The 23,589-nt window shown below is 68.6% G+C and carries 23 protein-coding genes; 16 read left to right on the plus strand and 7 right to left on the minus strand.

Translation table 11 applies throughout. The features are described from left to right. The first annotated feature begins 52 nt into the window (after positions 1–52). The 5 genes from ABD264_RS05340 (at position 53) to ABD264_RS05360 (ending at position 3,477) form a co-directional block, all read left to right on the plus strand. Positions 53–538: a helix-turn-helix domain-containing protein gene (locus ABD264_RS05340; RefSeq protein ID WP_144940753.1), complete on the plus strand. Its 486-nt coding sequence runs from the start codon at positions 53–55 to the stop codon at positions 536–538. A 6-nt stretch (positions 539–544) separates the two neighbouring features. Next, complete coding sequence (locus ABD264_RS05345; RefSeq protein WP_344204811.1) at positions 545–958, plus strand: PIN domain-containing protein; 414 nt, start codon at positions 545–547, stop codon at positions 956–958. Next, the gene (locus ABD264_RS05350; protein WP_344204813.1) at positions 958–1,461 is read left to right on the plus strand and encodes a hypothetical protein; all 504 of its coding nucleotides are present in this window, start codon (positions 958–960) and stop codon (positions 1,459–1,461) included. Before ABD264_RS05345 ends, ABD264_RS05350 begins: the two co-directional genes overlap by 1 nt. A 140-nt stretch (positions 1,462–1,601) precedes the next feature. Further along, the gene (locus ABD264_RS05355) at positions 1,602–2,468 is read left to right on the plus strand and encodes a restriction endonuclease (protein WP_344204815.1); all 867 of its coding nucleotides are present in this window, start codon (positions 1,602–1,604) and stop codon (positions 2,466–2,468) included. 61 nt (positions 2,469–2,529) lie between these two features. After that, complete coding sequence (locus ABD264_RS05360) at positions 2,530–3,477, plus strand: recombinase family protein (RefSeq protein ID WP_344204817.1); 948 nt, start codon at positions 2,530–2,532, stop codon at positions 3,475–3,477. Between the two features lie 60 nt (positions 3,478–3,537). Here the strand turns inward: ABD264_RS05360 and ABD264_RS05365 are convergent, their stop codons facing one another. Then, complete coding sequence (locus ABD264_RS05365) at positions 3,538–4,482, minus strand: DMT family transporter (RefSeq protein ID WP_344204819.1); 945 nt, start codon at positions 4,480–4,482, stop codon at positions 3,538–3,540. Next, positions 4,479–5,045, minus strand: coding sequence for a TetR/AcrR family transcriptional regulator (locus ABD264_RS05370; RefSeq protein WP_344204821.1), 567 nt, complete (start codon positions 5,043–5,045; stop codon positions 4,479–4,481). Before ABD264_RS05370 ends, ABD264_RS05365 begins: the two co-directional genes overlap by 4 nt. Positions 5,046–5,124: 79 nt before the next feature. Between ABD264_RS05370 and ABD264_RS12500 the strand changes: the two genes are divergently transcribed. After that, positions 5,125–5,406, plus strand: a complete 282-nt coding sequence (locus ABD264_RS12500; protein WP_486327056.1) for a VapC50 family PIN domain-containing toxin — start codon at positions 5,125–5,127, stop codon at positions 5,404–5,406. A 73-nt stretch (positions 5,407–5,479) separates the two neighbouring features. Here ABD264_RS12500 and ABD264_RS05375 read toward each other — a convergent pair whose 3' ends face one another. Next, entirely contained in the window at positions 5,480–6,628 is a 1,149-nt protein-coding gene (locus ABD264_RS05375; RefSeq protein ID WP_344204823.1) for a PLP-dependent cysteine synthase family protein, read from the minus strand. A 43-nt stretch (positions 6,629–6,671) separates the two neighbouring features. After that, positions 6,672–7,109 carry a cytidine deaminase gene (locus tag ABD264_RS05380; RefSeq protein WP_012397587.1) on the minus strand — a complete coding sequence of 146 codons (438 nt, stop codon included), beginning with the start codon at positions 7,107–7,109 and terminating at the stop codon, positions 6,672–6,674. 197 nt (positions 7,110–7,306) lie between these two features. Here ABD264_RS05380 and ABD264_RS05385 point away from each other — a divergent pair, with 197 nt between their 5' ends. The 5 genes from ABD264_RS05385 (at position 7,307) to ABD264_RS05405 (ending at position 13,338) form a co-directional block, all read left to right on the plus strand. Beyond that, entirely contained in the window at positions 7,307–7,588 is a 282-nt protein-coding gene (locus ABD264_RS05385; protein ID WP_344204825.1) for a hypothetical protein, read from the plus strand. Positions 7,589–7,889: 301 nt separating this feature from the next. Then, complete coding sequence (locus tag ABD264_RS05390; RefSeq protein WP_344204827.1) at positions 7,890–9,098, plus strand: TAXI family TRAP transporter solute-binding subunit; 1,209 nt, start codon at positions 7,890–7,892, stop codon at positions 9,096–9,098. Beyond that, positions 9,095–11,320, plus strand: a complete 2,226-nt coding sequence (locus ABD264_RS05395) for a TRAP transporter permease (protein WP_344204829.1) — start codon at positions 9,095–9,097, stop codon at positions 11,318–11,320. The genes ABD264_RS05390 and ABD264_RS05395 overlap by 4 nt, the downstream gene beginning before the upstream one ends. A 339-nt stretch (positions 11,321–11,659) precedes the next feature. Next, complete coding sequence (locus ABD264_RS05400) at positions 11,660–12,466, plus strand: enoyl-CoA hydratase/isomerase family protein (RefSeq protein WP_295109083.1); 807 nt, start codon at positions 11,660–11,662, stop codon at positions 12,464–12,466. Beyond that, complete coding sequence (locus ABD264_RS05405; RefSeq protein ID WP_145009972.1) at positions 12,463–13,338, plus strand: 3-hydroxyacyl-CoA dehydrogenase family protein; 876 nt, start codon at positions 12,463–12,465, stop codon at positions 13,336–13,338. Before ABD264_RS05400 ends, ABD264_RS05405 begins: the two co-directional genes overlap by 4 nt. Here the strand turns inward: ABD264_RS05405 and ABD264_RS05410 are convergent. Next, a complete protein-coding gene (locus ABD264_RS05410) occupies positions 13,329–14,264 on the minus strand; it encodes a LysR substrate-binding domain-containing protein (RefSeq protein ID WP_145009975.1) in 936 nt (311 codons plus the stop codon). The genes ABD264_RS05405 and ABD264_RS05410 overlap by 10 nt on opposite strands. A 245-nt stretch (positions 14,265–14,509) precedes the next feature. Here ABD264_RS05410 and ABD264_RS05415 point away from each other — a divergent pair, with 245 nt between their 5' ends. The 3 genes from ABD264_RS05415 (at position 14,510) to ABD264_RS05425 (ending at position 18,332) form a co-directional block, all read left to right on the plus strand. Further along, the gene (locus ABD264_RS05415; protein ID WP_144940771.1) at positions 14,510–15,688 is read left to right on the plus strand and encodes a CaiB/BaiF CoA transferase family protein; all 1,179 of its coding nucleotides are present in this window, start codon (positions 14,510–14,512) and stop codon (positions 15,686–15,688) included. After that, entirely contained in the window at positions 15,685–16,887 is a 1,203-nt protein-coding gene (locus tag ABD264_RS05420; RefSeq protein WP_344204834.1) for an acyl-CoA dehydrogenase family protein, read from the plus strand. The genes ABD264_RS05415 and ABD264_RS05420 overlap by 4 nt, the downstream gene beginning before the upstream one ends. Positions 16,888–17,108: 221 nt before the next feature. Then, positions 17,109–18,332, plus strand: a complete 1,224-nt coding sequence (locus ABD264_RS05425) for a phosphatase PAP2 family protein (RefSeq protein WP_344204836.1) — start codon at positions 17,109–17,111, stop codon at positions 18,330–18,332. Here ABD264_RS05425 and ABD264_RS05430 read toward each other — a convergent pair. Further along, entirely contained in the window at positions 18,241–19,140 is a 900-nt protein-coding gene (locus ABD264_RS05430) for an MBL fold metallo-hydrolase (RefSeq protein ID WP_145009981.1), read from the minus strand. The two genes, ABD264_RS05425 and ABD264_RS05430, sit on opposite strands and share 92 nt — an antisense overlap. A gap of 89 nt (positions 19,141–19,229) precedes the next feature. Here ABD264_RS05430 and gluQRS point away from each other — a divergent pair, with 89 nt between their 5' ends. Both gluQRS and putP read left to right on the plus strand, forming a co-directional pair. Continuing rightward, a complete protein-coding gene (gene gluQRS / locus ABD264_RS05435; RefSeq protein WP_144940780.1) occupies positions 19,230–20,162 on the plus strand; it encodes a tRNA glutamyl-Q(34) synthetase GluQRS in 933 nt (310 codons plus the stop codon). 302 nt (positions 20,163–20,464) lie between these two features. Next, positions 20,465–22,006: a sodium/proline symporter PutP gene (putP, locus tag ABD264_RS05440; RefSeq protein ID WP_144940784.1), complete on the plus strand. Its 1,542-nt coding sequence runs from the start codon at positions 20,465–20,467 to the stop codon at positions 22,004–22,006. A gap of 197 nt (positions 22,007–22,203) precedes the next feature. Here the strand turns inward: putP and ABD264_RS05445 are convergent, their stop codons facing one another. Further along, positions 22,204–23,181 carry an L-lactate dehydrogenase gene (locus ABD264_RS05445; protein WP_186366675.1) on the minus strand — a complete coding sequence of 326 codons (978 nt, stop codon included), beginning with the start codon at positions 23,179–23,181 and terminating at the stop codon, positions 22,204–22,206. Positions 23,182–23,589: the final 408 nt, after the last annotated feature.

Genomic DNA, 23,589 nt, shown 5'->3' on the forward strand with positions numbered 1-23,589 from the left:
GAGGTGGAGTGACGACATTTTGAATATTTCGAATAGCCAGTAGGGTAGAAACATGACAACCGCCCCGCTGGATCGCTCAACTGTCGCACCCACCCCGGCTCATGAGGAAGAACTGAAAGCCCTCGCGGCCTTCCTCGAGGCCACGCCCTCAGCACAGGGCCGCGGGATCCCATATCTGGTGTCTCCGACCGGAGCCACACAGCAGATCCCCGCTGAGGTCTACTCCCTGCTCACACACGTCGTGGACGCGCTTGCCAACAACCGCGGCGTCTCCGTGGTACCTACCAACGCGAAGCTGACCACCCAGCAAGCTGCTGATCATCTGGGAATTTCCCGGCCGACACTGGTCAAGCTGCTGGAGCAAGGTGATATCCCATTCACCAAAGTCGGAAGGCACCGCAGAGTCCTGCTGACTGATCTCATTGCCTACGAAGAACGCCTCGAGAAGACACGCCGCGAAGGCCTCCGACAGGCAACTCACGAGGCAGCTAACCACGGCACATACTTCGACATCCCGGCAGACCCGGCCACCCGGTAAATCCCCATGTCGTTCCCGGTGGTTCTCGATGCATGCGTATTGATTCCCATGCCTATCGCAGATCTACTACTGCGTCTGGCAACGGCCAAGCAATTCAGGCCGCTTTGGTCGGATGAGATTCTGAACGAGGTAGAGCGCAATCTGGTGAAGAAACTTCACAAGGACCCGCACAGCGCTCGCAGACGCGTGAACGCCATGCGGGGCTTCTTCCCCGACGCTCTGTTCGAGAACGACGAGAGCCTCGTGCCTGCCATGACCAATGACCCCAAGGACAGACATGTGCTGGCGGCAGCGGTCCGTTCAAGAGCCGAGCTCATCGTGATATCCAACGAGAAGGACTTCCCGGCGACCGCCCTCAAGCCCTATGACGTTGCGATGGAGTTCCGTCACGGAAACGTGTCTGCCACCAAGGGCAAGTAATGGCGACAACGGTTGAGAGCCTCTATCCCCCGGAACTCATCCAGTCAGTCGGACACGTCGTGATGTCCGCAGCGTGGCTAGAGGACAAAGCTGGCGAACTGGTCCACCTCACGACAATGGTGCAGGGCGGTGATCCCAACATCCCGACGAAGGGATGGGCGGCATCTGGTGGGCAACTAGTGACCGAGTTCAAGAAGGTAGCTGATGAGCAGTTAGCGGAGCGACTGGAGAAGGCCCTTGAACTTCGCAATGACGTCGTTCACGGGGTGTTCGTTGGCGGCGAGGTGTTTGGCCCCGCGGAATCGAGTGAAACGCCGACCTTGGCCACGATGAAGAGGCAGCTCGGCCGGTCGAATCCGCCTCAGTACAGCATCAAGGGGTGGATGGACACCGGCTTGGCCACATTGGCATCCGAACTTTCCGCGATTGAAGAGCTCATCGACGAGGAAATCAGCTACGCAATGGGTCTGAAAGTGCGTCCCAATCCGGGAGCGAATCCGTGATTGGCATAGAGCTGGCGGACTAGGCCGCGGTAGAGCTCCGTCACGTAAACGTGTCTGCCACCAAGGGCAAGTGACATTGTGCGTGGCTTCCACGCCTGATTGGCGGAGCGCTTGCTTGGCCGATATAGGCTGCAAGCACTATGAGTGAAATTGAGATCCCGAAGTATCACGAGTTCCATTGGCCTGCCGTCGTGGCTCTGCGCGAGCTGGGCGGATCCGCGACCATCGAAGAACTCAATGACAAGGTGATTGCGGACGGTGGTTTCACAGAGGCTCAGCAGTCCGTCCTCCATAAGGACGGTCCCTCGACAGAGATCGAATATCGCTTAGCGTGGGCACGAACATACCTGAAGGGGATGGGTCTGGCCATAAACTCCGAACGCGGAGTTTGGAGCCTGACCGACGACGGCCGTGTAGTAGCCGAGAGCCAACTCGAACCACTGCGGAAGACGTACCTGTCGGCCTACCGGAACAAGCGCAAATCTGACTCCAGCGACGAGTCGCCTTTGCCTTCCACTGACGGGGAACGGGAGGAAATCACGTGGCAGGACGAGCTGCTGGATGAAGTGATGAAGCTGTCTCCCGGAGCCTTCGAACGCCTGGCTCAACGCTTGTTGCGCGAAGCGGGCTTCGTCAATACCCAGGTGACCGGCCGCTCTGGCGATGGTGGAATAGATGGTCAGGGTGTTTATCGCCTGTCGCTGTTGTCGTTCCCTGTTTTCTTCCAGTGCAAGAGGTATGTAGGCAGTGTCGGCGCTGGGGCAGTGCGGGACTTCCGGGGTGCTATGGCCGGTCGTGGAGAAAAGGGACTGTTGATCACGACGGGCACGTTCACTGCCGAGGCAAAGAACGAATCCACGCGGGACGGCGCTCCTCCGCTGGACCTCATCGATGGGAAGCGGCTTTGCCATTTGTTGAAGGAATACAAGCTGGGCGTGTCTGTGTCCACAAGGATGGTCGAAGATGTCACCGTCCTCCCAGGATTTTTCGCTGAACACTTTGGGTGATTGGCTGCGGGGCGGCTGTAGTTCCATTGCAGAAAGGCATGTAAAGCCAAAAAATTACTGCATGGTGACTTGCGCCCTATATCTCCGTATCTCCCTCGACGCCACTGGCGAACGGTTGGCCGTCGAGCGTCAACGGGAGGACTGCCTCGAGATCGTCCAGGACCGGGGTTGGACCCTGGCTGGCGAGTATGTGGACAACTCCATCTCCGCTTCCGACGCTCGTAAGAAGCGCCCCGGCTACGACCAGCTCTGCGAGGACTACGACGCGGGCCAGTTCGAGGCCCTGGTGTGCTGGGACCTGGACCGCCTCACGCGCCAGCCGCGACAGCTTGAAGACTGGATTGACCGTGCAGCGAAGCACGGGCTCAAGCTGGTCACGGCCAACGGTGAGGCCGACCTGACTACCGACGGCGGATGCATGTACGCCCGGATCAAGGCCGCTGTGGCCCGGGCGGAGGTGGAGCGCAAGGGTGCCCGCCAGTCGCGTGCCCAGCGCCAGAGGGCCGAGCACGGGAAGTCGCCCAAGGGCGTGCGGCTGACTGGCTACACCCTGGCTGGCGAGGTCATCGCGGAGGAGGCGGAGGTCATCCGTCGGATCTTCAAGCGCTTCTCCGCTGGGGACACCCTGAAGGGCATCGCCCGGGGCCTGGAGGAGGACCGCATCAAGACCAGGCGCGGCGGGGGCTGGTCGTCCTCGTCCGTCTCGACCATCCTGCGCAACGCACGGTACGCGGGCCGGTCCGTCTACAAGGGGCAGCAGATGGGAGCGGCCGCCTGGCCCGCCTTGGTCGGCGAGGCGCAGTTCGACGCCGTGCAGTCCCGGCTGACCGACCCCCGCCGCACGGTCAACCGTGCCGACACCGCCCGGAAGCACATCGGCTCTGGTGTCTACTACTGCGGGTCCTGTGGGGCGCGTGTGCGCTCGTCCTCGGGCATGGGTGGCGGTCTCCACCGCTACATCTGTCGGGACAACCACTTCTACCGCTCCGGTAAGCCGGTGGACGAGTAGGAGCCTGACCCGGGGGCGCATCTCCAGGTCTTGCCCGATGTCTATCTCAGGCTGACTGATTCAGGCTTCCTGACTTATCGGGAGCTCGCGCGAATGCGACGGTTCGGCGGCACGCGCCTGTGTCGCAGGTGCGAGCGAGAGGACCAGGAGCGAGGCGCAGATGCCCGCGAGTCCAGCCCATCCGATGGCGGGGAGGCGCTCACCGACGATGACCACGGCCAGGAGGGCGGCGATCGCGGGTTCAGCGAGCGTGAGCGTTGTCGCGGCGCTTGGAGTGACGCGCGTGAGGCCGTACCCGAAGAGCAGATAACCCAGGAACATCGGGACCAGTGCCATGTAGATTCCGACCATCATCGGTTGGGCGGAAGCGATGAGTGGTGCGCCGGTCAGCAGGAGTACGGGCATGAGGGCAATGCCGCCCAGCCCGAAGACAACGCCCATCGCTGCGGCGCGCCCGACGCCGCGGTTCATGAGGCGGTGAGCGCTCCACGAGTACATGGCGTAGGTCGCGCCAGCAACCAGGCCGAGGATGACGCCGGCGACCGTGGGGAGCGTCTCGCTTGGCGTGTCGTGCATCTTCGCAGCGCACAGTACTGCGCTGCCAGCGATGCCGAGCGCTGCGGCGAGCATCCACCAGCCGCTGAGTTTGCGTCGCTCGATCGCCCGCTCCAGGAGGCCCGAGGCGATCGGGGCAGAGCCGAGGGACACGACCGTGCCGACCGCGACACCGGCCAGATGCATCGAGCTGTAGAAGGCCAGCGGGTAGATCAGCACGGCTCCGGCCCCGGCGAGCACTGTCCCACGTTGCGAAGACAGTGCGGGCCGTTCCCGGCGGAGCGAGGGGGCGGCGATGGCTGCCTGCAGGATGCCGCCGATGCCGAGCGCTGCCGCGCCCATGGCCAGCGGCCCGACTGACGGTGCGAACGTCGCCGCAGTCCCCGTGGTGCCCCACAGGAAGGCGGCGGCGAGCACCGAGATGATGCCGGTGGGGGAGCCTCGCCTCACAGCGCGGCCAGCATCCGCGATGCGATGGCCCGGGCGTGCTCCAGGCGCGCAGGGGTTCCTTCGAGGCCCGACCGTGCGACGGCTCCTTCGAGAAGGAAGCTGAAGTGCTCGGCCAGCTCCCGTGCCTCGGCTTCGGTGGTCATGGATTCCAGGTTCTCGGCGAGAATCTTCTCCACCTGCTCCTTGTGCGCGCGTACGGAGGAGCGGGCGGGGTGTCCGGCCGGAAACTCGGCGGCCGCGTTGAGCAGTCCGCATCCTCGAAAGCCTTTGCCGTGGGCGTCGTTCGCGTGGTCGATGTAGGCGTCGAAGACTGCCACGACCCGGTCCGCGGCTGTCGAAGCTTTCGCAGAGCGTTGCCGATGGAGGTCGAGCCACTCCTCGTGGCGGGCGTTGATGTAGGCGCGGACGAGCTCCTCCTTGGACGAGAAGTTGTTGTAGAGGCTCTTCTTCGCGACACCGGCCTCAGAGGTGATCGTGTCGATCCCTGTTGCGTGCACGCCGTCCTCGTAGAAGCGTCTCGCCGCAGCATCGAGCAACCGCTCCCGCGCTGATCCTTGACTCATGTCGCACCTCTCGGTTGGTAGGTAGACCAGTCTACCTACCAACCGAGAGGTGCCTCAACATCTGTGCTCGTGGATGCTGATGAGTGCTGCCAGTAGGCTGCGACAAGATGGCCTGACGTTGTCCACGAGGTGTGCACTCGCACAGGTTGTTCCGTGCCGGAACTCGGTGCAGTCTCCGGATGACTTCTTACTCGACCAGTTGGATTTGGACCCCTCAACCGTGGTCCGCATCGCCAAAGAAGTGGTGGCTGACATGCGGAATCCGAAGATCACGTGGAATGGGTACCTCGAGGGTCTCGCTCGCATCGGCTTGCCCCTATGTGCTACGGAACTCGAAAAGCGGACCGTAGGAGTCGGCTAGAAGCCAGTTCCAAGGGGCACCCCACAACGCTGACTGCCCATCCTCATCGTCCCGGCCGTCGCTACGCCGGCGCTCACCCCAGTTCCCCGCTCCCCATGAAGCCCTCCAACCGCTCCAGGTACGGGGCGATGTCCAGCCCCTCCCCCGCGAGCCACTCGTCCGAGTAGTACTTGTCCAGATAGCGGTCCCCGGGGTCGCACAGCAGCGCGATCACGCTGCCCCGCTCCCCCGCCCGGACCATATCGGAGATGATGCGGAACGCCGCCCACAGCCCCGTGCCCGTGGAAGCCCCGGCCTTGCGACCGATCAGGGTGTCCAGGTGGCGGATCGCGGCGACCGCGGCGGCGTCGGGAACGCGGATCATCCGGTCGATCGCCGAGCCCATGAAGCTCGGCTCCACGCGCTGCCGGCCGATGCCCTCGATCCGGGACCCAAGCGGCGTCGTCACCGAGGGGTCCTGCTCGCGCCAGGCCGGGAGGAAGGCCGAGTTCTCCGGGTCCGCCACGCACACCCCCGTCTGCCGGCCGGTGTAGCGCACGTAGCGGGCGATCGTCGCGGAGGTCCCGCCGGTGCCTGCCGTGGCCACGATCCACGCGGGGTCCGAATAGCGCTCCTGGGACATCTGCGCGAACAGCGACTCCGCGATGTTGTTGTTCCCGCGCCAATCCGTGGCCCGTTCGGCGAACGCGAACTGGTCCATGTAGTGACCGCCGGTCTCGCGCGCGAGGCCCGCGGCGACGTCGTACACCTGGTCCGGGCGCTCCACGAAATGGCAGCGACCGCCATGCAGCTCGATCAGGCGGATCTTGTCACGGCTGGTCCCCTGGGCCATGACGGCGATGAACGGCACCCCGATCAGCCGTGCAAAGTACGCCTCGGACACCGCCGTGGACCCGCTCGACGCCTCGATCACCGGCCGCCCCCTGCGCACCCACCCGTTGCACAGCGCGTGCAGGAACAGCGAGCGCGCCAGGCGGTGCTTGAGCGAGCCCGTGGGATGCGTGGACTCGTCCTTGAGGTACAGGTCCACGCCCCACTCCTCGGGCAGCGGCACCGACAGCAGGTGTGTGTCCGACGACCGGTTGCCCTCCGCCCGCACCTTCGCCACGGCCTCGGCGCACCATCGCCGGGCCTCCGCGTCGAAACGGTCGATGTCCTCCTCGGGCGCCACCGCCGACGATGACGCCGCTGGCTCCCCCACGCTCATTCCTCGAGTGCTCATGAGGGAAGCCTATGCCGGGCCCACTTCCCCGCGGGGCATCCCGTCACCGCAGCCAGCCGGGGTGGGCGTCACCCGTCAGCGCGGTCAGCCAGTAGTCCGGCAGCAGGTCCGCCAATCGCTTCCACACGACCGCCGTGGGATCGTCCCGGTCCGCCACCGCCGCCAGGACGTCCGGCCCGTACGCCGCCAACCGTTCCCGGCACACCCCGCACGGGCTCAGCACGACGACGCTGCCATCCGCCCTGCGGTGCACACACACCGAGGCCACCACCCTGAGGTCCAACCGGTGGGCGGCACAGTACGGTTCGATCTCGTGGCACACCTCGACCGCGGCATTCGGCATGTCCGGGGCGGTTCCGGTGACCACGGCGCCGTCCTCGAGCAGCATGGCCGCCGCACCGTGCTCCGACCCGTCCGGAAACCGGGTTTCGAGTAGTGCCTTGCACTCGGTCACGACGTAGTCCAGAGCGGAAGTGTCCATGGCCGGAGCCTATCGGGGAGCGCGCCGCATGGGTCGATTGGCCAGTCGGCCAGAGTTGCCCGCGGGTCCGCGAGTCCACTGGAATCGGCCGCTGGGCCGGGCTTACCGTGCAAGGGCATGTACTCATGGCGCGAAGCCACCTCAGACGTGTCGAGAGACAACACCGTAGGACCACCTCAGAATCAGGAGCCCGCACCATGAAGTACCTCCCCGGAATCCTCTCTCTGTCCTGCACGATCGCTGGCCTGTTGATCTTCTTCCTGGCCCGCGAGCCCATGCTGGCCATGCTGGTCGCACTGCTCGGTGTGGTGGCCAGCGGTGCGACCACGTTCCGACGCCGGCCCGGCGGACGATCGAACCCTCGGACCGACCGAGGTGACGGTCGCACGGTGGAGCTGCAGCGGCGTCGTCTCCTCGCGGACGTGCAGGCGCACCAGCGCAACGTGGCGCACGAAGGGGGCCCGGCTGCCTCGCAATGAGAGGGCACGAACGTGTGAGGCGGGGCCTGACCGGCGACCCGCGCCGGCCACGAGCCGCCCTGGCTCCGCCCGCCACGACCGCCCCGCCTGATGGTGGCAGCGGCGCTCACCTGTGGTGCAACCCGACCCGGCATTGACCGCCCCAACCACCACTGATACCCGTTCCGCATGAAACTCACGGGTAAGTGTTCTGGGTCACCCATCCATTGTATGAATGGGAGTCTCCGGTTGTCCGGCCCTTTCGCACGCGTGAGAGGCGCGGGACCCGGGCGATCCGTCGGACCCGTTCAGTGGAGGCCCCATGCCCCGTACACTCAACCGCCGCGCGCTCCTGGCCGCAGCGGCGTCGTTACCCGTGCTGGCCGGTGTGGCCGGGTGCTCGGGCGGCTCGAAGGCCGCCGGGGGCTCCCAGCAGCTCGTGTGGTCCACGTACGGCGTGGGCACGGGCACGTACAACGACCTCGCCGCCGTGGCCAACACGCTGACCCAGAAAACGGGCCGCCAGATCCGTCTCATGACGTCGGACACCGGGATCGGCCGTCTGGCCCCGTTGATCAACGGGACCGCGCAGTACTCGCGCACCGGGGACGAGTACTACTACGCGTTCGAGGGCAACGACGAATACTGCTCGGAGCAGTGGGGTCCGCAGGCGCTGCGCCTGGTGTGGACTCCCCCGGGCAACTACGGGGTGCTGGTGCGCAAGGACAGCGGCATCGAGACCGTGGCGGACCTCAAGGGGAAGAAGTTCCCCAAGCTGATCGCGAGCACGTCCATCAACCGCAAGATGGAGGCGATCCTCAACTTCGGCGGCCTCACCGGCAAGGACGTCCAGATGGTGGACGTGACCTACAGCGGTCAGATCGAGGCGCTGAAGACCGGGCAGATCGACACCCTGTACCAGAACGTGGTGGGCGCCAACGTCTCTGAGCTCGCGTCCCAGTACCCCATCCGCTGGCTGAACCTGGGCGGCGGCACACCCTCCCAGTACGCCTCGTGGAAGGAGCTGGCCCCCATGGTTAAGCCCGGCGAGTTCTCCAAGGGCGCGGGTCTGGCCAAGGGCGAGACGGCGGTGAACATGCAGTACACCATCCCGGTGGTCGCCCGCGCGGACCGCCCCGCGGAGGAGGTGGCCGCGCTGGTCGCGGACATGGACCGCTACTACCCGGACTACAAGGACACCACCCCGGACGCCCACCGCTTCGGCACGGACCAGATCCAGCTCACGCCCCTGGTGATCCCGTTCCACGACGCCATGGTGGAGTTCCTTACCAGCAAGGGCCGCTGGAGCAAGGACCTGCAGACCCGTCAGGACGCCCTGCTGGAGCGCGAGCGCCGCATGCACGAGGCCTGGCCCGCGTTCTGGCAGGACCACAAGGACCGCGAGGACCCCAAGTCCGCGCGCAAGGAGTGGGTGACCTGGAAGAAGAGCAATCTCCCCGAGCTTCCCGAGACTCCCGGCACCCTGCCCGGCGCCTCGTCCACCACCGCACCCTCCAGAGGCCACGCATGAGCACCCCGTACCAGACCGGCAACGCCGCCGGCCCCGCCAGTGCCTCGGCTCCCGCTGGCACCGCTGGCCCCATCACCACCCCCGGACCGGCCATCGACCCCCGCACCGGCGCGGAGATCACCGCCACGCACCCGCACGGGGGTGACGACGCCGCCCAGCCCACCATACCCTCGGACGTCTCCCTGCACGACGCGAGCCCGCGCCTCACACCGTTCTGGCGCACCGTGCTGATCGTCCTCACGGTGCTCGGCATCCTGCTGACCATGAACCAGGTGTTCTTCTGGAACGTGGGCGGGGTGACCATCCCCACCAACTCGTTCCTGTACCTGCTGATCGGGCTCTTCGTGCCCATCGTGTTCATCGTGACGCCCCTGCGCCAGCACGCTCCCGGGTCCGCGGCTCGGCAGCGGCGGGGCGTGCCGTGGTACGACGTGCTGCTGGTGCTGGCCGTGGTGGGCACCAGCGTGTACTTCGCGGTGCACGGCATCGAGATCCAGGAGTACGGCTGGCAGTACATGGCCCCCACCCTGGCCACCGTGCTGAGCTTCGTGTTCTGGGCCCTGATCCTGGAGACCCTGCGCCGGGCCGCCGGTCTGGTGGTGCTCGTGATCGCGTTCCTGTTCTCCGTGTACCCGCTGTTCGCGGGGATCATCCCGCTGTCCTTCCTGCAGGGCATCTCCTACGACCTGCCCACCCTGGCCCAGGTGCACAGCATGGGCTTGGACAGCGTGCTGGGCCTGCCCCTGCAGACCGCGGGCACCATCCTGGTGGGCTTCCTGCTGTTCGGCGTGGTGCTGCAGCACACCGGCGGCGCGGACTTCTTCCACGAGCTGTCCATGGCCGTGTTCGGCCGCTACCGCGGCGGCTCCGCCAAGGTGGCCGTGGCCAGCTCCGCGGCCATGGGCATGATGAGCGGCTCGGCGGTGTCCAACGTGCTGACCACGGGACCCATGACCATCCCGGCCATGAAGCGCTCCGGGTTCAGCGCCCGGGTGGCCGGGGCCGTGGAGGCCACCGCGTCCTCCGGAGGTTCCATCACCCCGCCCATCATGGGAACCGCCGCGTTCCTCATGGTCTCCTTCGTGGGCGTGCCGTACACCTCCATCCTGGTGGCGGCCACCATCCCCGCGATCCTCTACTACCTGGGCATCTTCCTGCAGATCGACGGCTACGCCGCCCAGCGCGGCCTGCGCGGCACGCCCAAGAACCTGCTGCCGCGCGCCGGCCACGCCCTGGCCATGGGCTGGCCCTACCTGGGTGCCCTGGCCGTGCTCACGGTGCTGCTGTTCACCACGGACTCCGAGGCGCAGGTGCCATACTGGGTGGTGGCCATCCTGCTGCTGATCGCCCTGGTCAAGCCCAGCGTGACGTTCGGCCCCCGCCAGTGGGTGGACATGGGCGTGGACGTGGGCAAGACGCTCGCGCAGATCGTGGGGATCATCGCGGGCGTGGGCTTGATCCTCGGTGGGCTGACCGCCACGGGCGTGGCCCTGTCCCTCTCGCGTGACCTGGTGGCCCTGGTGGGTGACAACGTGGTGCTCATCCTGATCGCTGGCGCCGTGGTCTGCTTCGTGCTCGGCATGGGTCTGACCATCTCCGCGGCCTACGTCTTCCTCGCCATCGTGATGGTCCCGGCGGTCACCGCGCTCGGCGTGGACCCGATCGCCGCGCACCTGTTCGTCATCTACTGGGCCTCGGTCTCCTACATCACCCCGCCCGTGGGGCTCGCGGCCTTCGCGGCGGCGGGCATCTCCAAGGCCTCCCCCATGGCCACGTGCTTCTCCGCCATGAAGCTCGGCGCGGTGAAGTACGTGGTGCCGTTCGGCTTCGCGCTCAACCCCGCGCTGGTGGCCCAGGGCGAGCCGGTGCACATCGCGCTGGCGTTCCTCTCCAGCCTCGTGGCGGTCTACGCGATCGCCGCGGCCATGGGCGGGTGGCTCACCTTCGTGGAACGGCAGCTGCCCGTTCCCCTGCGGATCGTGCTCGCCGTGGGCGGCTTCATGATGTTCCTGCCGGGGGTGCTGGTCACGCTGATCGGCCTCGCACTGGTCGCCGCAGCGGCAGTCGCGGCGCGCCTGAGCCGGCCGCGCGCCGTCGTCGACCCCGAGACGGGACAGATCACCCATGTGCCGCGGGGCGCCCACGACCCGCGGGACCATGCCGACGACGACGCCGCTGCCTCCACTTCCGAGACCCCACCCTCAGCCCCGACACACAGGTAACGGCATCTGAGGTGTGGCACTGCCCACAGAACCGCACGCCGGGCGGGCAGGTCTACACCTCAGAATCGCAGCGGGCCCGGACACCCGAGGCAGCCGCCCGCCGCCGTCGTCGCCTCCGTACCGCGCCTCCCCTGCAGTCGCCCCGCACCGCACCCAGGCCGCCGTTACCCCCGCGCCGCACCCCGCCCGCCGTTGCCTCACCCACTCGCAATCAATACCCGTTGCGCATCAATTCCCCGACCGTGTGGAGTAGTTCACCCCCGGAGCGGTATGAATGGAGCGAGCAGCCCCGCGCCAGACACCGCGGGAGAACGCACGACCACGAATGGAGCACACACCATGAGCCCAGACCCCAGCGACGTCCTCACCGTGGAGGTGGCGGACGGGATCGCCCTGGTGACCGTCAACCGCCCGGAGGTGCGCAACGCGATCAACGCGACCGTGCTGCAGGCCCTGACCCGCACGCTGGAGGAGCTCGCCGCGGACGACGACGTCCAGGTGCTGATCTTCACGGGCGCCGGGGACAAGGCGTTCGTGGCGGGCGCGGACATCAACGAGCTCGCCGTGCGCACGCCCCGGGACGGTCTGAAGGCCACCATGCAGAGCGTGTACGAGAAGGTGGAGCAGTTCCCCAAGCCCACGATCGCCGCGGTGAACGGGTACGCGTTCGGCGGCGGCCACGAGCTGGCCCTGGCGTGCGACATCCGCGTGGCCTCCACGAACGCGCAGTTCGCGCTGCCAGAGACCGGGCTGGGCATCATGCCCGCCGCGGGCGGCACGCAGCGCCTCGCCAAGCTGGTGGGGCTGGGCCGCGCCACCGAGATCATCCTCACCGGGCGGCGGGTGAAGGCCGACGACGCCCTGGCCATGGGTCTCGTGACAGACGTCGTGGAGCCGGGCGAGCTGCTGGACACCGCCCGCGAGACCGCGAACGCCATCATGTCCAAGGGCCCGCTGGCCATCCAGCTCGCCAAGACCGTGGTCCGCCACGGCTTCGACGTGGACCACCAGACCGGGATCCTGCTGGAGCGCCTGGCCCAGTCCGTGCTCTACAGCAGCGCTGAGAAGGCCGAGGGAACCAATGCGTTCCTGGAGAAGCGCAGCCCGGACTTCCAGGGCGCGGCACAGAAAGAGGTGAACAAGTGAGCAAGAACCCTGTGCAGCAGATCGAGCACGTGACCGTGATCGGTGCGGGCGCCATGGGATCGCAGATTGCCATGGTGTGTGCGCTGGCCGGCTACGACACGGATGTCGTGGACATCGCCCAGGAAGCCGTGGACAGGGCGGCCGAGCAGCTGCGCTCCCGCATGGACCGGGACGTCAGCAAGGGCCGCCGCACCCGGGAGGACGTGGACGCCGCGTTCGAGCGGATGACCTTCTCCACGGACCGGGACGAGTGCGCGGCTCAGGCCGACTTCGTGATCGAGGCCGCGGTGGAGGACCTGACCATCAAGCGCCAGGTCTTCGCGGAGCTGGACGCGGTGTGCCCGGAGCACACCATCCTGGCCACGAACTCCTCGAACATCGTCTCCTCCCGCGTGGCCGACGCCACGAACCGCCCGGAGAAGGTGTGCAACGTCCACTTCTTCAACCCGGCACTCGTGATGAAGTGCGTGGAGGTGGTCCCCAACCCGGCCACCTCGCCGGAGACCGTGGAGACCGCCATGGCGCTGGCCCGGTCGATCGGCAAGGAGCCCGTGCAGCTGAAGAAGGAGGTCCCGGGCTTCGTCGCCAACCGCCTGCTCGGGGCGCTGCGCACCGAGGCGCTGAAGCTCTACGAGGACGGCGTGGCGGACTATGAGGACATCGATGTCGCCGCGAAGACCGCACTGAACCACCCCATGGGGCCGTTCGAGCTCATGGACATGGTGGGAATCGACGTCGTCTACCTGATCCGCCTGGCCGAGTACGAGCAGACGGGTGACCCCGCGTCCCTGCCCGCAGAGTCCATCCGGGAGAAGTACGAGGCCGGCGAGTACGGCCGCAAGTCCGGAAAGGGCTGGTACGACTACGAGTAGGACGCCGGGCGGTCCTCCGCCACCTGCGCACGGCGGGGGCCGCCGTACAAGCTCTGCGCCATGTGCACGACCGCCCGCAGCGCCGGGTTCGGGTCCGCCCCGCGCCACAGGATCTGCACCTCGAGCGGGCGCTGCTCCTCCGCGAGCGGCAGGAACACCACGCCGTCCGAGGACACGTTGTCCCGCACGGTGTCCAGGCTGAGCGCGCACCCGATCTGTGCCGCCACCAGCACCAGCAGGGTCCAGGAGTCCGGCGCCACCTGGGCGATCCTGGGCATGAAGCCCGCCGCCATCGCCATGGAGGTCAGCCGGTTCTGCAGGGCCGCGCCGGGCCCGGTGGGCAGGATCACCCAGGACTCCTCCGCGAGCTGCGCCATGCTCACGCGCTGCTCCCCGGCCAGCGGGTGGTCCGCGGGCAGCACCACCATGAGCTCCTCGTAGCCCAGCACGCTGGAGCGCAGCTCCGCCGGGATGAAGTCCCACCGCCCGATCGCGGTATCCAGCGTGCCGTCCAGCACCTTCTGCATGGCCAGGTGCGAGAACTGCGAGCCGTGCAGCTCCAGGTGGATGCCGGGGCGGTGCACGCGCACGTGCCGGGCGAGCTCGCCCACGGTCCTGTTGATCGACGCACCGGCAAAGCCCAGCCGCACCCGCCCGGTCTCACCGGTCACCGACTTCGCCACGGCAGCGCGCGCGTTCTCGGACGCCGCCACGAGTGCCTTCGCAGGCTCCACGAGCGCCGCGCCGGCCGGGGTCAGTGCCACCTGGCGGGTGCTGCGCTCGAACAGCGCGGTCCCCAGGGACTTCTCGATGCTCTTGATGAGCCTGCTCAGGGGCGGTTGCGCGATCCGCAGCTGGGCCGCCGCCCGTCCGAAGTGCAGCTCCTGCGCCACTGCGAGGAACGCCCTCGCCTCGTGCACCTCCATGGTGGACCTGCCTTTCCTCGTGCGCTGTCGACGCCGCCCGGTCGGCACGACGTCGTCCCCGCCGCGCCGTCGTGACCTCACCGCCGCGGGCGTTCGACGTCGTCGCCACCCAGGGGACGCGCGGCCCACGGCCCGGTCACTGTTGTCCTCAGGGCATCAATGACTGCCTCGTTCTGTATTGGACAGAACATAGTGCCAGTGCTTATGTGGTGCAAGACACATCCTCGTCCCCCTAGGGAGTCCACATGTCCCTGACCAGCAACACCCCCGGCACGGGCCCGCTCAGCGGTGTCGTCGTCGCCGACTTCTCCCGGATCCTCGCCGGACCGTACTGCACCATGCTGCTCGCGGACATGGGGGCCACGGTGATCAAGGTGGAGGGCCCCGAGGGGGACGACACCCGGCTGTACAAGCCGCCGAGCGTCAACGGGATCGGCACGTACTACCTCTCCGTGAACCGCAACAAGCACTCGATCGTGCTGGACCTGAAGGACCCGCAGGATCTGGAGACCGCGTACGAGATCATCGACGCCGCGGACGTGTTCATCGAGAACTTCAAGCCCGGTGGACTGGCGCAGTTCGGCCTCGACGCCGAGTCCGTGGCCGAGCGCTGGCCGCAGCTCGTGCACGCGAGCATCACCGGCTTCGGCACCAAGGGCGGCAGCCACCTGCCGGGCTACGACCTGCTGATCCAGGGGGTCTCCGGGTTCATGTCCGTGACGGGCTCCCCGGACGGACCCCCGCAGCGCGGCGGCGTCGCGCTGTTCGACGTCATCACCGGCCTGCATGCCGCCGTGGCCGTCCTCGGGGCCCTGAACGAGCGCGGCGTCTCCGGGAACGGCCAGCACGTGGAACTGGACCTGCTCTCGGCGGCGCTGTCCGGTCTGGTCAACCAGACCACGGGCTACGCGGCATGCGGCAACGACCCCCAGCGTCTCGGCAACGAGCACCCGAGCCTGTTCCCGTACGGCCCGTTCCCCACCGCGGACAAGGAACTGATCATCACGGTGGCCAACAACTCCCAGTTCACCCGCTTCTCCACCGTTCTGGGAATGCCGGACCTCGTCCGGGACCCCCGCTTCGACAGCGTGGAGCACCGGAACACCAACCGGGAGGAGCTGCGGGTGCTGCTCAACGGCGCGCTGCGCACCGAGACCGCCGAGACCTGGGCGAGCAGGCTGCAGGCCGCCGGCGTGCCGTGCGCTCCGATCCTCAGCATCCCGGAGGGCGTGCAGTACGCGGCGTCGCTCGGCCTGGACCCGGTCGTGCAGGTGGGCCAGGGGGACGAGACGGTGCCGCTCATCAAGAACCCCGTCAGCTACAGCCGCACCCCCGTGTCCTACGACAAGGCCCCGCCGGCACTCGGCGCGGACACCGAGGACGTCAGGCAGTGGCTGCGCACCCACCGAAAGGACCCGTCATGAGCGAGCTGCTCGAGAACCCCGACTTCTTCCTCCTGGACCAGGACCTCTCCGCGGAGGAGACCGCCCTACGGGACCGCGTCCGCGCGTTCGGCCGCGAGCGCATCCTGCCCGTGATCAACGAGTACTGGGAACGGGGGGAGCACCCCGAGCCGGTGTTCGCGGGGCTCGCGGAGCTGGGCATCGTGGGCACCTTCATCCAGGGCTACGGCTGCCCGGGGCTCTCCCGCCAGGCGGCGGGGCTGGTGGCCCGGGAGATGGGCCGGGTCGACGGCTCCGTGAACACGTTCTTCGGCGTGCACTCCAACCTGTGCATGGGCAGCATCTACATGCTCGGCAACGAGGAGCAGCGTCAGCGCTGGCTGCCCGCCATGGCGGAGGTCGAGAAGACCGGGGCGTTCGCGCTGACCGAGCCGGACCACGGCTCGGACTCCGTCTCCTTGGAGACCTCCGCCCGCCGGGACGGCGACCACTGGGTGCTCAACGGCCACAAGCGCTGGATCGGCAACGGCCACGCCGCGGACGTGACCGTGCTCTACGCCCGCGACGAGGCAGACGGGCAGGTCAAGTGCTTCGTCGTGCAGAAGCAGCAGGACGGCAGCTACCCGCAGGGCTACGAGCCCACCGTGATCGAGGGCAAGGTGGGCAAGCGCGCCATCAACCAGGCGGACATCATGATCGAGAACCTGCGGATCCCGGACGAGAACCGCCTGGAGCACTGCAACAGCTTCAAGGACGTCAACAAGGTCCTCAAAGCCACTCGGGGCGGTGCGTCCTGGGAGGCCGTGGGCCACGGCATGGCGGCATTCGAGATCGCGGCGAAGTACGCCCTGGAGCGCGAGCAGTTCGGGCTGCCCATCGCCAACTACCAGCTGGTGCAGGAGCGGCTGGCCACCATGCTCTCGGACCTGACCTCCATGCAGCTGCTGTGCACGCGCATGGCGCACCTGCAGGAGACCGACCAGCTCACGGACGCCATGGCCTCGCTCGTGAAGATGACCACCTCCCGCAAGGCCCTGGAGATGTGCCGCACCGCCCGGGACATGCTTGGCGGCAACGGTCTGCTGCTCGAGAACCACATCGGCCGTCACCTCACGGACATGGAGGTGGTCTCCACCTACGAGGGCACCGACTCCGTCCAGGCGCTCATCGTGGGCCGCGCGATCACGGGAGTCTCGGCCTTCACCCGCACCCGCCGTTGAGTCACGGGCTGGCGACGGGCTGGGCCACCGACCGGGTTACGACGCCGCCGCTCCCGCACCCTTGCACGCCCGTCACCCCCCGCGCGGGGTGGCGAGCGCGACCGCCGTCCCACCTCACAGCCCCGGCATAGCGGGACGTGCCACCATGGTGTCCGGCCCACTGCACTGCAGGGCGGGCCGCCCGTGCCGTCCCCCTCTCAGTCCGGTGAGGTAGTCCTTCCGTGTCCTACGCGTCCTTCCCCCCTGGTCCCCACGCCTCGTACCCCGCCCCCGGTGCGCCGGCTCCCGGAGCACCCCGCCGCGTGCGGGCGCGCTCGGTGGTGGGCACCCTGGTGGTGCTCGCGCTGCTGTGGGGCCTGGTGCTGGTCGTCGCCCACGCCGGGCTGCAGACCGTCACGGGCCAGGCCCTGGACGAGGTGGCCCTCGCGCAGGCGAAGGCGGACCGCAATGCTTACTTCCCCCGCCCGGTGCTCGTGCTCGCCCAGTACGCCCCGGAGGTCGTCGCGCTGCTCGCGGGCGTCCTGGCGCTCGTGTGGGCGGTGCGCTACCGCCGCTGGACGGCCGCCCTGTGCGCGGCCGGTGCGGTGATCGCGGCGAACGTGACCACCCAGTTCCTCAAGCACGGCGTGCTGGACAAGCCGGACCTGGGCATCCAGCAGATCGCGTCCAACTCGTTCCCCTCGGGCCACACCACCGCCGCGGCGTCCTTCCTCATGGCGCTGCTGCTGGTCGCACCCCCGCACCGCCGCGCCCGCGCGGGGCGCTGGGGGGCCTTCCTCGCGGCGGTCGTGGGCATGCTCACCGTGGTCAACGGCTGGCACCGCCCCTCGGACGCCGCCGCCGCCGTGCTCGTGGTGGCCGGATGGGGTCTCGTGGCGGCGCTCGCGGAACGGCTGATCGGTTTCGCCCTCGCGCGCACCGGGCGGGCCCGCCGCGGTTCCGCGGGTGCCGGGCTGCGCCGCTACCGGGAGGACCGCTCCCGCCGACGCCGCCGTCTCTCGTGGCGTGAGGACCGCGGGGACAGCGCCTACGTGCCGCCCGCCCACGAACGGCAGGCGGAGGAGCGCGAGTGGGCGTCGTCGTCAGGGCGCGAAGATCCGCGCGGTGGCACACGAAACAGCGGGGAGTGGAACGACGCCGCGCAGAGTCACGCCGCGTCGAACGGCGGCGGCCAGCGGGCGGCGTCGTGGGACCGGCAGTCACCGAGCCGCGAGGCGGAGGACGGCAGCCCGTGGTTCCCGGCCCGTCCGCGCACGGCCACGGCGTTGATCCTGGTGGTGCTCACTGCGGTCCTGCTCGCGGCAGCCGTGTGGTGGCCCTACCCGACCGTGGCCGGGACGCTCGCCGGGCGCATCACGGTGCTGGCGGGGTACCTGGGTATTGCTGCGGCGGCGGCTCTGGGGTGGGCTGCGGTGGCTGCGCGCCTGCGGTCTCCGATTCGATGAGCGCCAGCCGGTCCAGGAACACGCGGGCTACGCCAGCCTGGTAGGGCAGGCGGTACATCGCCGCGGTGGACGGGCCCTCGCCCGAGTCCAGGACGTCCTGGGCGCGGCGCACCGCCAGCTCCATGGTGTCTGCCTGCTGGGCCACGAAGTTCGCGGTCACCGGCGTGCCGTGGCCCGGCACGAAGGCGGTGTAGCGCTCCAGGGTGGCGAGCGCGCGCAGCGACTCCGCCCAGCGCTGCGGGTAGGCGTCCTCGAAATTGGGGTCAGCCCCCTCCTCCACCAGGTCACCGCAGAAGACGACGTCCTCCACACCCACGCAGACGTCGTTGTCCGTGTGGCCCGGGCCCAGGAAGAACAGGGTGACCGGGCGCTCGCCCAGGTCGATGCGCGTCAGCGAGGGCCTGCGGCCGTTGCCGGGAAGCGTGTTGGTGGGCAGCACGAGCTGGGTGTCGATCCCGGAGCCCTCGCCCATCTCCGGCTCCTGAGTGCTCACGATGCTGCGCTGGAACTCGCCCACCACACCCATGGCGGTGGCGCACGCTTTGTGGGCCCAGAACTCGGTGGCACCGGCGCGCGCGAACACGGCGTTGCCCATGTAGTGGTCGTAGTGGGCGTGGGTGTTGACCACGGTCAGCGGCAGCGTGGTGATGTCCCGCACGGCGGCCAGGATCTCCCGCCCCTGCCGCGGCCCGGCACCCGTGTCGATCACCAGGGCGCGCTGAGTGCCAACCACGAGACCGGAGTTCAGTCTCCAGTTCTCGGTGCCGATCACGTAGACGCCGCGGCGCAGCTCCTGGGTGCGTGCCATGGAGCCATTCTATCGGCTGGGCACCGGCTCCCCGCATCCCAGCCGCAGGTGGGAAGGGTCAGACTGGGCCCGGTGCTACTGTGTGCCGCGTGTCCGCCCCCACGCCAGAGAACGCCCTGAGCCCGGCTGGTCGCTTCGCACCCTCCCCCTCCGGGGACCTGCACCTCGGGAACCTGCGCACGGCCCTGGCCGCGTGGGGTTTCGCGCGGGCCACCGGCCGCCGCTTCCTGCTGCGTGTGGAGGACCTCGACCGGGTCAAGCAGGGTGCCGCGGAGCGCAACGTGGCGGACCTGCGAGAGCTCGGCCTGGACTGGGACGGGCCCGTGGCGCTGCAGTCCGAGCGCATCCCGCTGCTCCTGGACCGTGTCCGCACCCTCACGGACGCCGGGCTCACCTACGAGTGCTACTGCACGCGCCGGGAGATCCACGCGGCGGCCTCCGCACCGCACGGCATCCCGGGGGCCTACCCCGGCACCTGCCGGGAGCTGAGCGCGGCCGAGCGCGAACGCCGTCGTGCGCAGCGGCCCCCCGCCCTGCGGCTGCGCGCGGAGGTCACCGAGTTCGCGGTCCGGGACGAGCTGGCCGGGCCGTTCACGGGAGCGGTGGACGACATGGTGCTCGTGCGCAACGACGGCACCCCCGCCTACAACCTCGCCGTGGTGGTGGACGACGCCGAGCAGGGCGTGGACCAGGTGGTGCGCGGGGACGACCTGCTCCCCTCCGCACCGCGCCAGGCGTACCTCGCCGCACTGCTGGGCCACCCGGCGCCGTCCTACGCACACGTGCCGCTCGTGCTCGGCCCGAGCGGCGAACGGCTGGCCAAGCGCGACGGTGCGGTGACCCTGCGCGAGCTGCGGGAGCTCGGGTACTCCACGGGGGATGTGCTCACGTGGCTGGCCACCTCCCTGGGGATCGAGCAGCCCGTGCGCACCACCGCGGACGTGCTGGAGCACTGGGATCCCTCGGCATGGCTGCGGGAACCCACCGCGTTCCAGCCGTGGCCGGAGAGGCGGACGGGCTGACGCCCTGGTTCTCGTCGTCCCTCCGACGGCGCAGCGACCGCTCAACGGCGGGGCCGGGGCCGGTCCCGGAAGTGTCCACCAACGCCGCAGCACCGGCTCGGTCGAACAGCCAGGTGGCGTCGGATTCGCCGGCGCCGTGGCACCGTTCGAGGGCGCCCGACGCGCCACGTTCCCACCCCTGCTACGGGGCCCGTCCCGCAGCGGGTAGCCTAGTGAGTTGCCTCACCCACCCCGGCCGCGCCCACACGCACGCATCCCTGCACCGGGCGCAGTCTCCCGTTCCCGCACCGGAAGGCACGCGCATGTCCGATCAGGCGTACCAACTCATCGCGATCCTGGCGTACTTCGTCGCCATGATCTGCATCGGCCTCTGGGCCAACAGCAAGACGAAGGACCTCGACGACTACATGCTGGGCGGACGCAACCTCAAACCCGGGGTGGCGGCGCTCTCCGCCGGCGCCTCGGACATGTCCGGGTGGCTGCTCATGGGCCTGCCCGGCGCGGTCTACGTGTCCGGGCTCGTCGGTGCCTGGATGGCCATCGGTCTCACCGTGGGCGCATGGGTCAACTGGAAGATCGTGGCCCCGCGACTGCGCGCCTACACGGAGGTCTCCAACAACTCCATCACCATTCCGTCCTTCCTGGACAACCGCCTGAAGGGCAACAACCGGATCCTGCGCGTGGTCTCCGGGCTCATCATCCTGGCGTTCTTCACGTTCTACGTGTCCTCCGGCATGGTGGCCGGTGGCGTGTTCTTCCAGTCCTCGTTCGGCACGAGCTACCTCACCGGCATGCTCCTGGTGGCCGGCGTGACCGTGCTCTACACGTTCTTCGGCGGCTTCCTCGGCGCGTCCTACACGGACCTGTTCCAGGGGCTGCTGATGCTCGCCGCGCTCATCATGGTCCCCGTGGTGGGTGTCTTCCTGGTGGGTGGACCCGGTGAGATGGTCCGCCGCGTGCAGAACGTGAACCCGGACGCGCTGTCCCTGGTGGCCGGTGGCACCGTGATCAGTGTCATCTCCGCCGTGGCGTGGGGCCTGGGCTACTTCGGCCAGCCGCACATCATCGTGCGCTTCATGGCCATGCGCACCCCGGCGGACGCCAAGCCCGGACGCCGCATCGGCATCACCTGGATGCTGCTCACCGTGCTGGGCGCCGTGGGCACGGCACTGGTGGGCCTGGCCTACTACGGCAACCGTCCGGGCGAGCAGCCCACGGACCCCGAGGCGATCTTCCTGGACATGTCCCAGGTGCTCTTCCATCCCCTGATCGCGGGCCTGGTGCTCGCTGCCGTGCTGGCGGCGATCATGTCCACGATCTCCTCGCAGCTGATCGTCTCCTCCTCAGCGCTCGTGGAAGACCTCTACAACCTTGCCGTCAAGCGCACCCCCAATCCCAAGACGCAAGTGTGGCTGGGTCGCGGCGGCGTGCTGCTGGTCGCCGTGGTGGCCGCGGGCCTCGCATGGCAGCAGAACTCCACCATCCTGGACCTCGTGAGCTTCGCGTGGGCCGGCTTCGGCGCCGCCTTCGGTCCCGTGGTGCTCATGAGCCTGTTCTGGCGCAAGCTCACCCACGCCGGTGCCATCAGCGCCATGGCGGTGGGTGCCATCGTGGTCTTCACGTGGCAGTACACCCCGTGGAGCGACCTCTACGAGATTGTCCCCGGGTTCGTCCTGGGCGGGCTGGTGGGCATCGTGGTGTCCCTGCTGACCCACCGTGAGAACCCCGAGATCGACCGTGAGTTCGACGAGACCCTGCGCCTCGTGCGCCACCCCGAGCAGGCGGACCCCGCCGCGGCCGCACAGGCCGCAGCCGCAGGTGACGCCCCCGCCGGAACGCTCTGACCGCGGCCGGGTGACCGTCACCGCCTGAGCCCCGCGGTCCGGTCATCTCCCGCGGGCCACCGCCGGCTGAGACGTGCGGCCCCGCACGGACGGTGGCCGTCACGGCACAGGCTCCGCGGTGGCGTCGTCGTCGACAACGAACGATCCCCGCACCCTCCAACCGGAAGGTGCGGGGATCGTCGTCTGTCAGCTGCGGCTCAGAAGCCGAGGTCGCTCAGGGTCTTGCGCATCGCGTCCGCGGAGGCGTGCAGCTGCTGCTCCTCCCGCTCGCCCATGGGGATCTGCAGCCGCTGGCCCACGCCGGTGCCACCCACCACGGAGGGCACGGACAGTGCGACCCCGCTGATGCCCCGGTAGTCCTCGAGCACCGTGGACACGCTCATCACCGCGTGCTGGTCCTTGAGAACGGCCTCGGCGATCCGCGCCCCCGAGAGACCGATTGCGTAGTTGGTGGCGCCCTTGCCCTGAATCACGCGGTAGGCGGCGTTGACCACCTCTGCGCGCAGCACCTCGAGACGCTCCTCGGTGAAGGGACGGCGCCCGTCCACCTCCCACTCCCGCAGAGGCACCTGACCGATGGTCGCCGAGGACCAGACCGGGAACTCCGTGTCACCGTGCTCGCCGATGATGTAGGCGTGCACGCTGCTCGTGTTCACCTGCGCCTCGTTGCCGATCAGCCAGCGCAGCCGGGAGGTGTCCAGCACGGTGCCGGAGCTGAGCACCCGCTGGTACGGCAGACCCGTGATCCGCTGGGCCACCACCGTGAGCACGTCGCACGGGTTGGTCACGAGCACGTACACGGCCTGCGGTGCCTGCTCGACCAGCTGCGGCATGAGGGACTTGAGGATCGCGGTGTTCGCACCGGCCAGGTCCAGGCGGGTCTGACCGGGCTTCTGCTTGGCGCCGGCGGTCACGAGGATGATGTCCGAGTCCTTGAGCACGGCGACGTCGTCCGAGCCCTCCACCCGCACTCCCGGGGCGAACATCTGCCCGTGGGAGAGGTCCAGGGCCTCGGCCTCGACCTTCGCGGTCTGCAGGTCGTAGAGGGCGATGTCCGTGGACACACCCCGGATCATGGCGGCGTAGGCCAGCGAGGTCCCCACGGACCCCGCCCCCACGACACCGATCTTCGTGCGACGGACAGTGGTTTCGATCGATGCGTTCACGGGTGTCATCTCCGTTCGATTCCGGCGACCTGCACCGGCCCGAAGGTTCCGCCCCGGGCCGTCGCAGTTGGCGGGAACCGCCGACCCCGCCTCCATCCTCGGTGGTGGTGCGCAGCGCGCTCCCACCAGGTATTTTCCTCCGCCCCGCTGGGTTCCGGCAATGATGCGCCCCATGCAGGGCACGCGTGTTGCGCGTGGGCCGGGTGGGACGGACGGGGACGACGGCGTCACCCGCGTGGGCGGGGACAGCGCCGTCGTCCGGGTGGGAGACAACGACGACGCCGCGCTGGGGGCAGGTTCCAGGGGTCCTCGCAACACCTGGTTGTTTAGTCAGTGATTAGTAGATCACGCAGACGCTGGGCTGGGTTCTTCCAGTCCAGCGTTTTGCGTGGTCGCCCGTTGAGTTCCTGGGCAACA

Source organism: Kocuria salsicia, assembly GCF_039532055.1.
In the GTDB taxonomy this organism is placed as follows: Bacteria; Actinomycetota; Actinomycetes; order Actinomycetales; family Micrococcaceae; genus Kocuria; species Kocuria salsicia.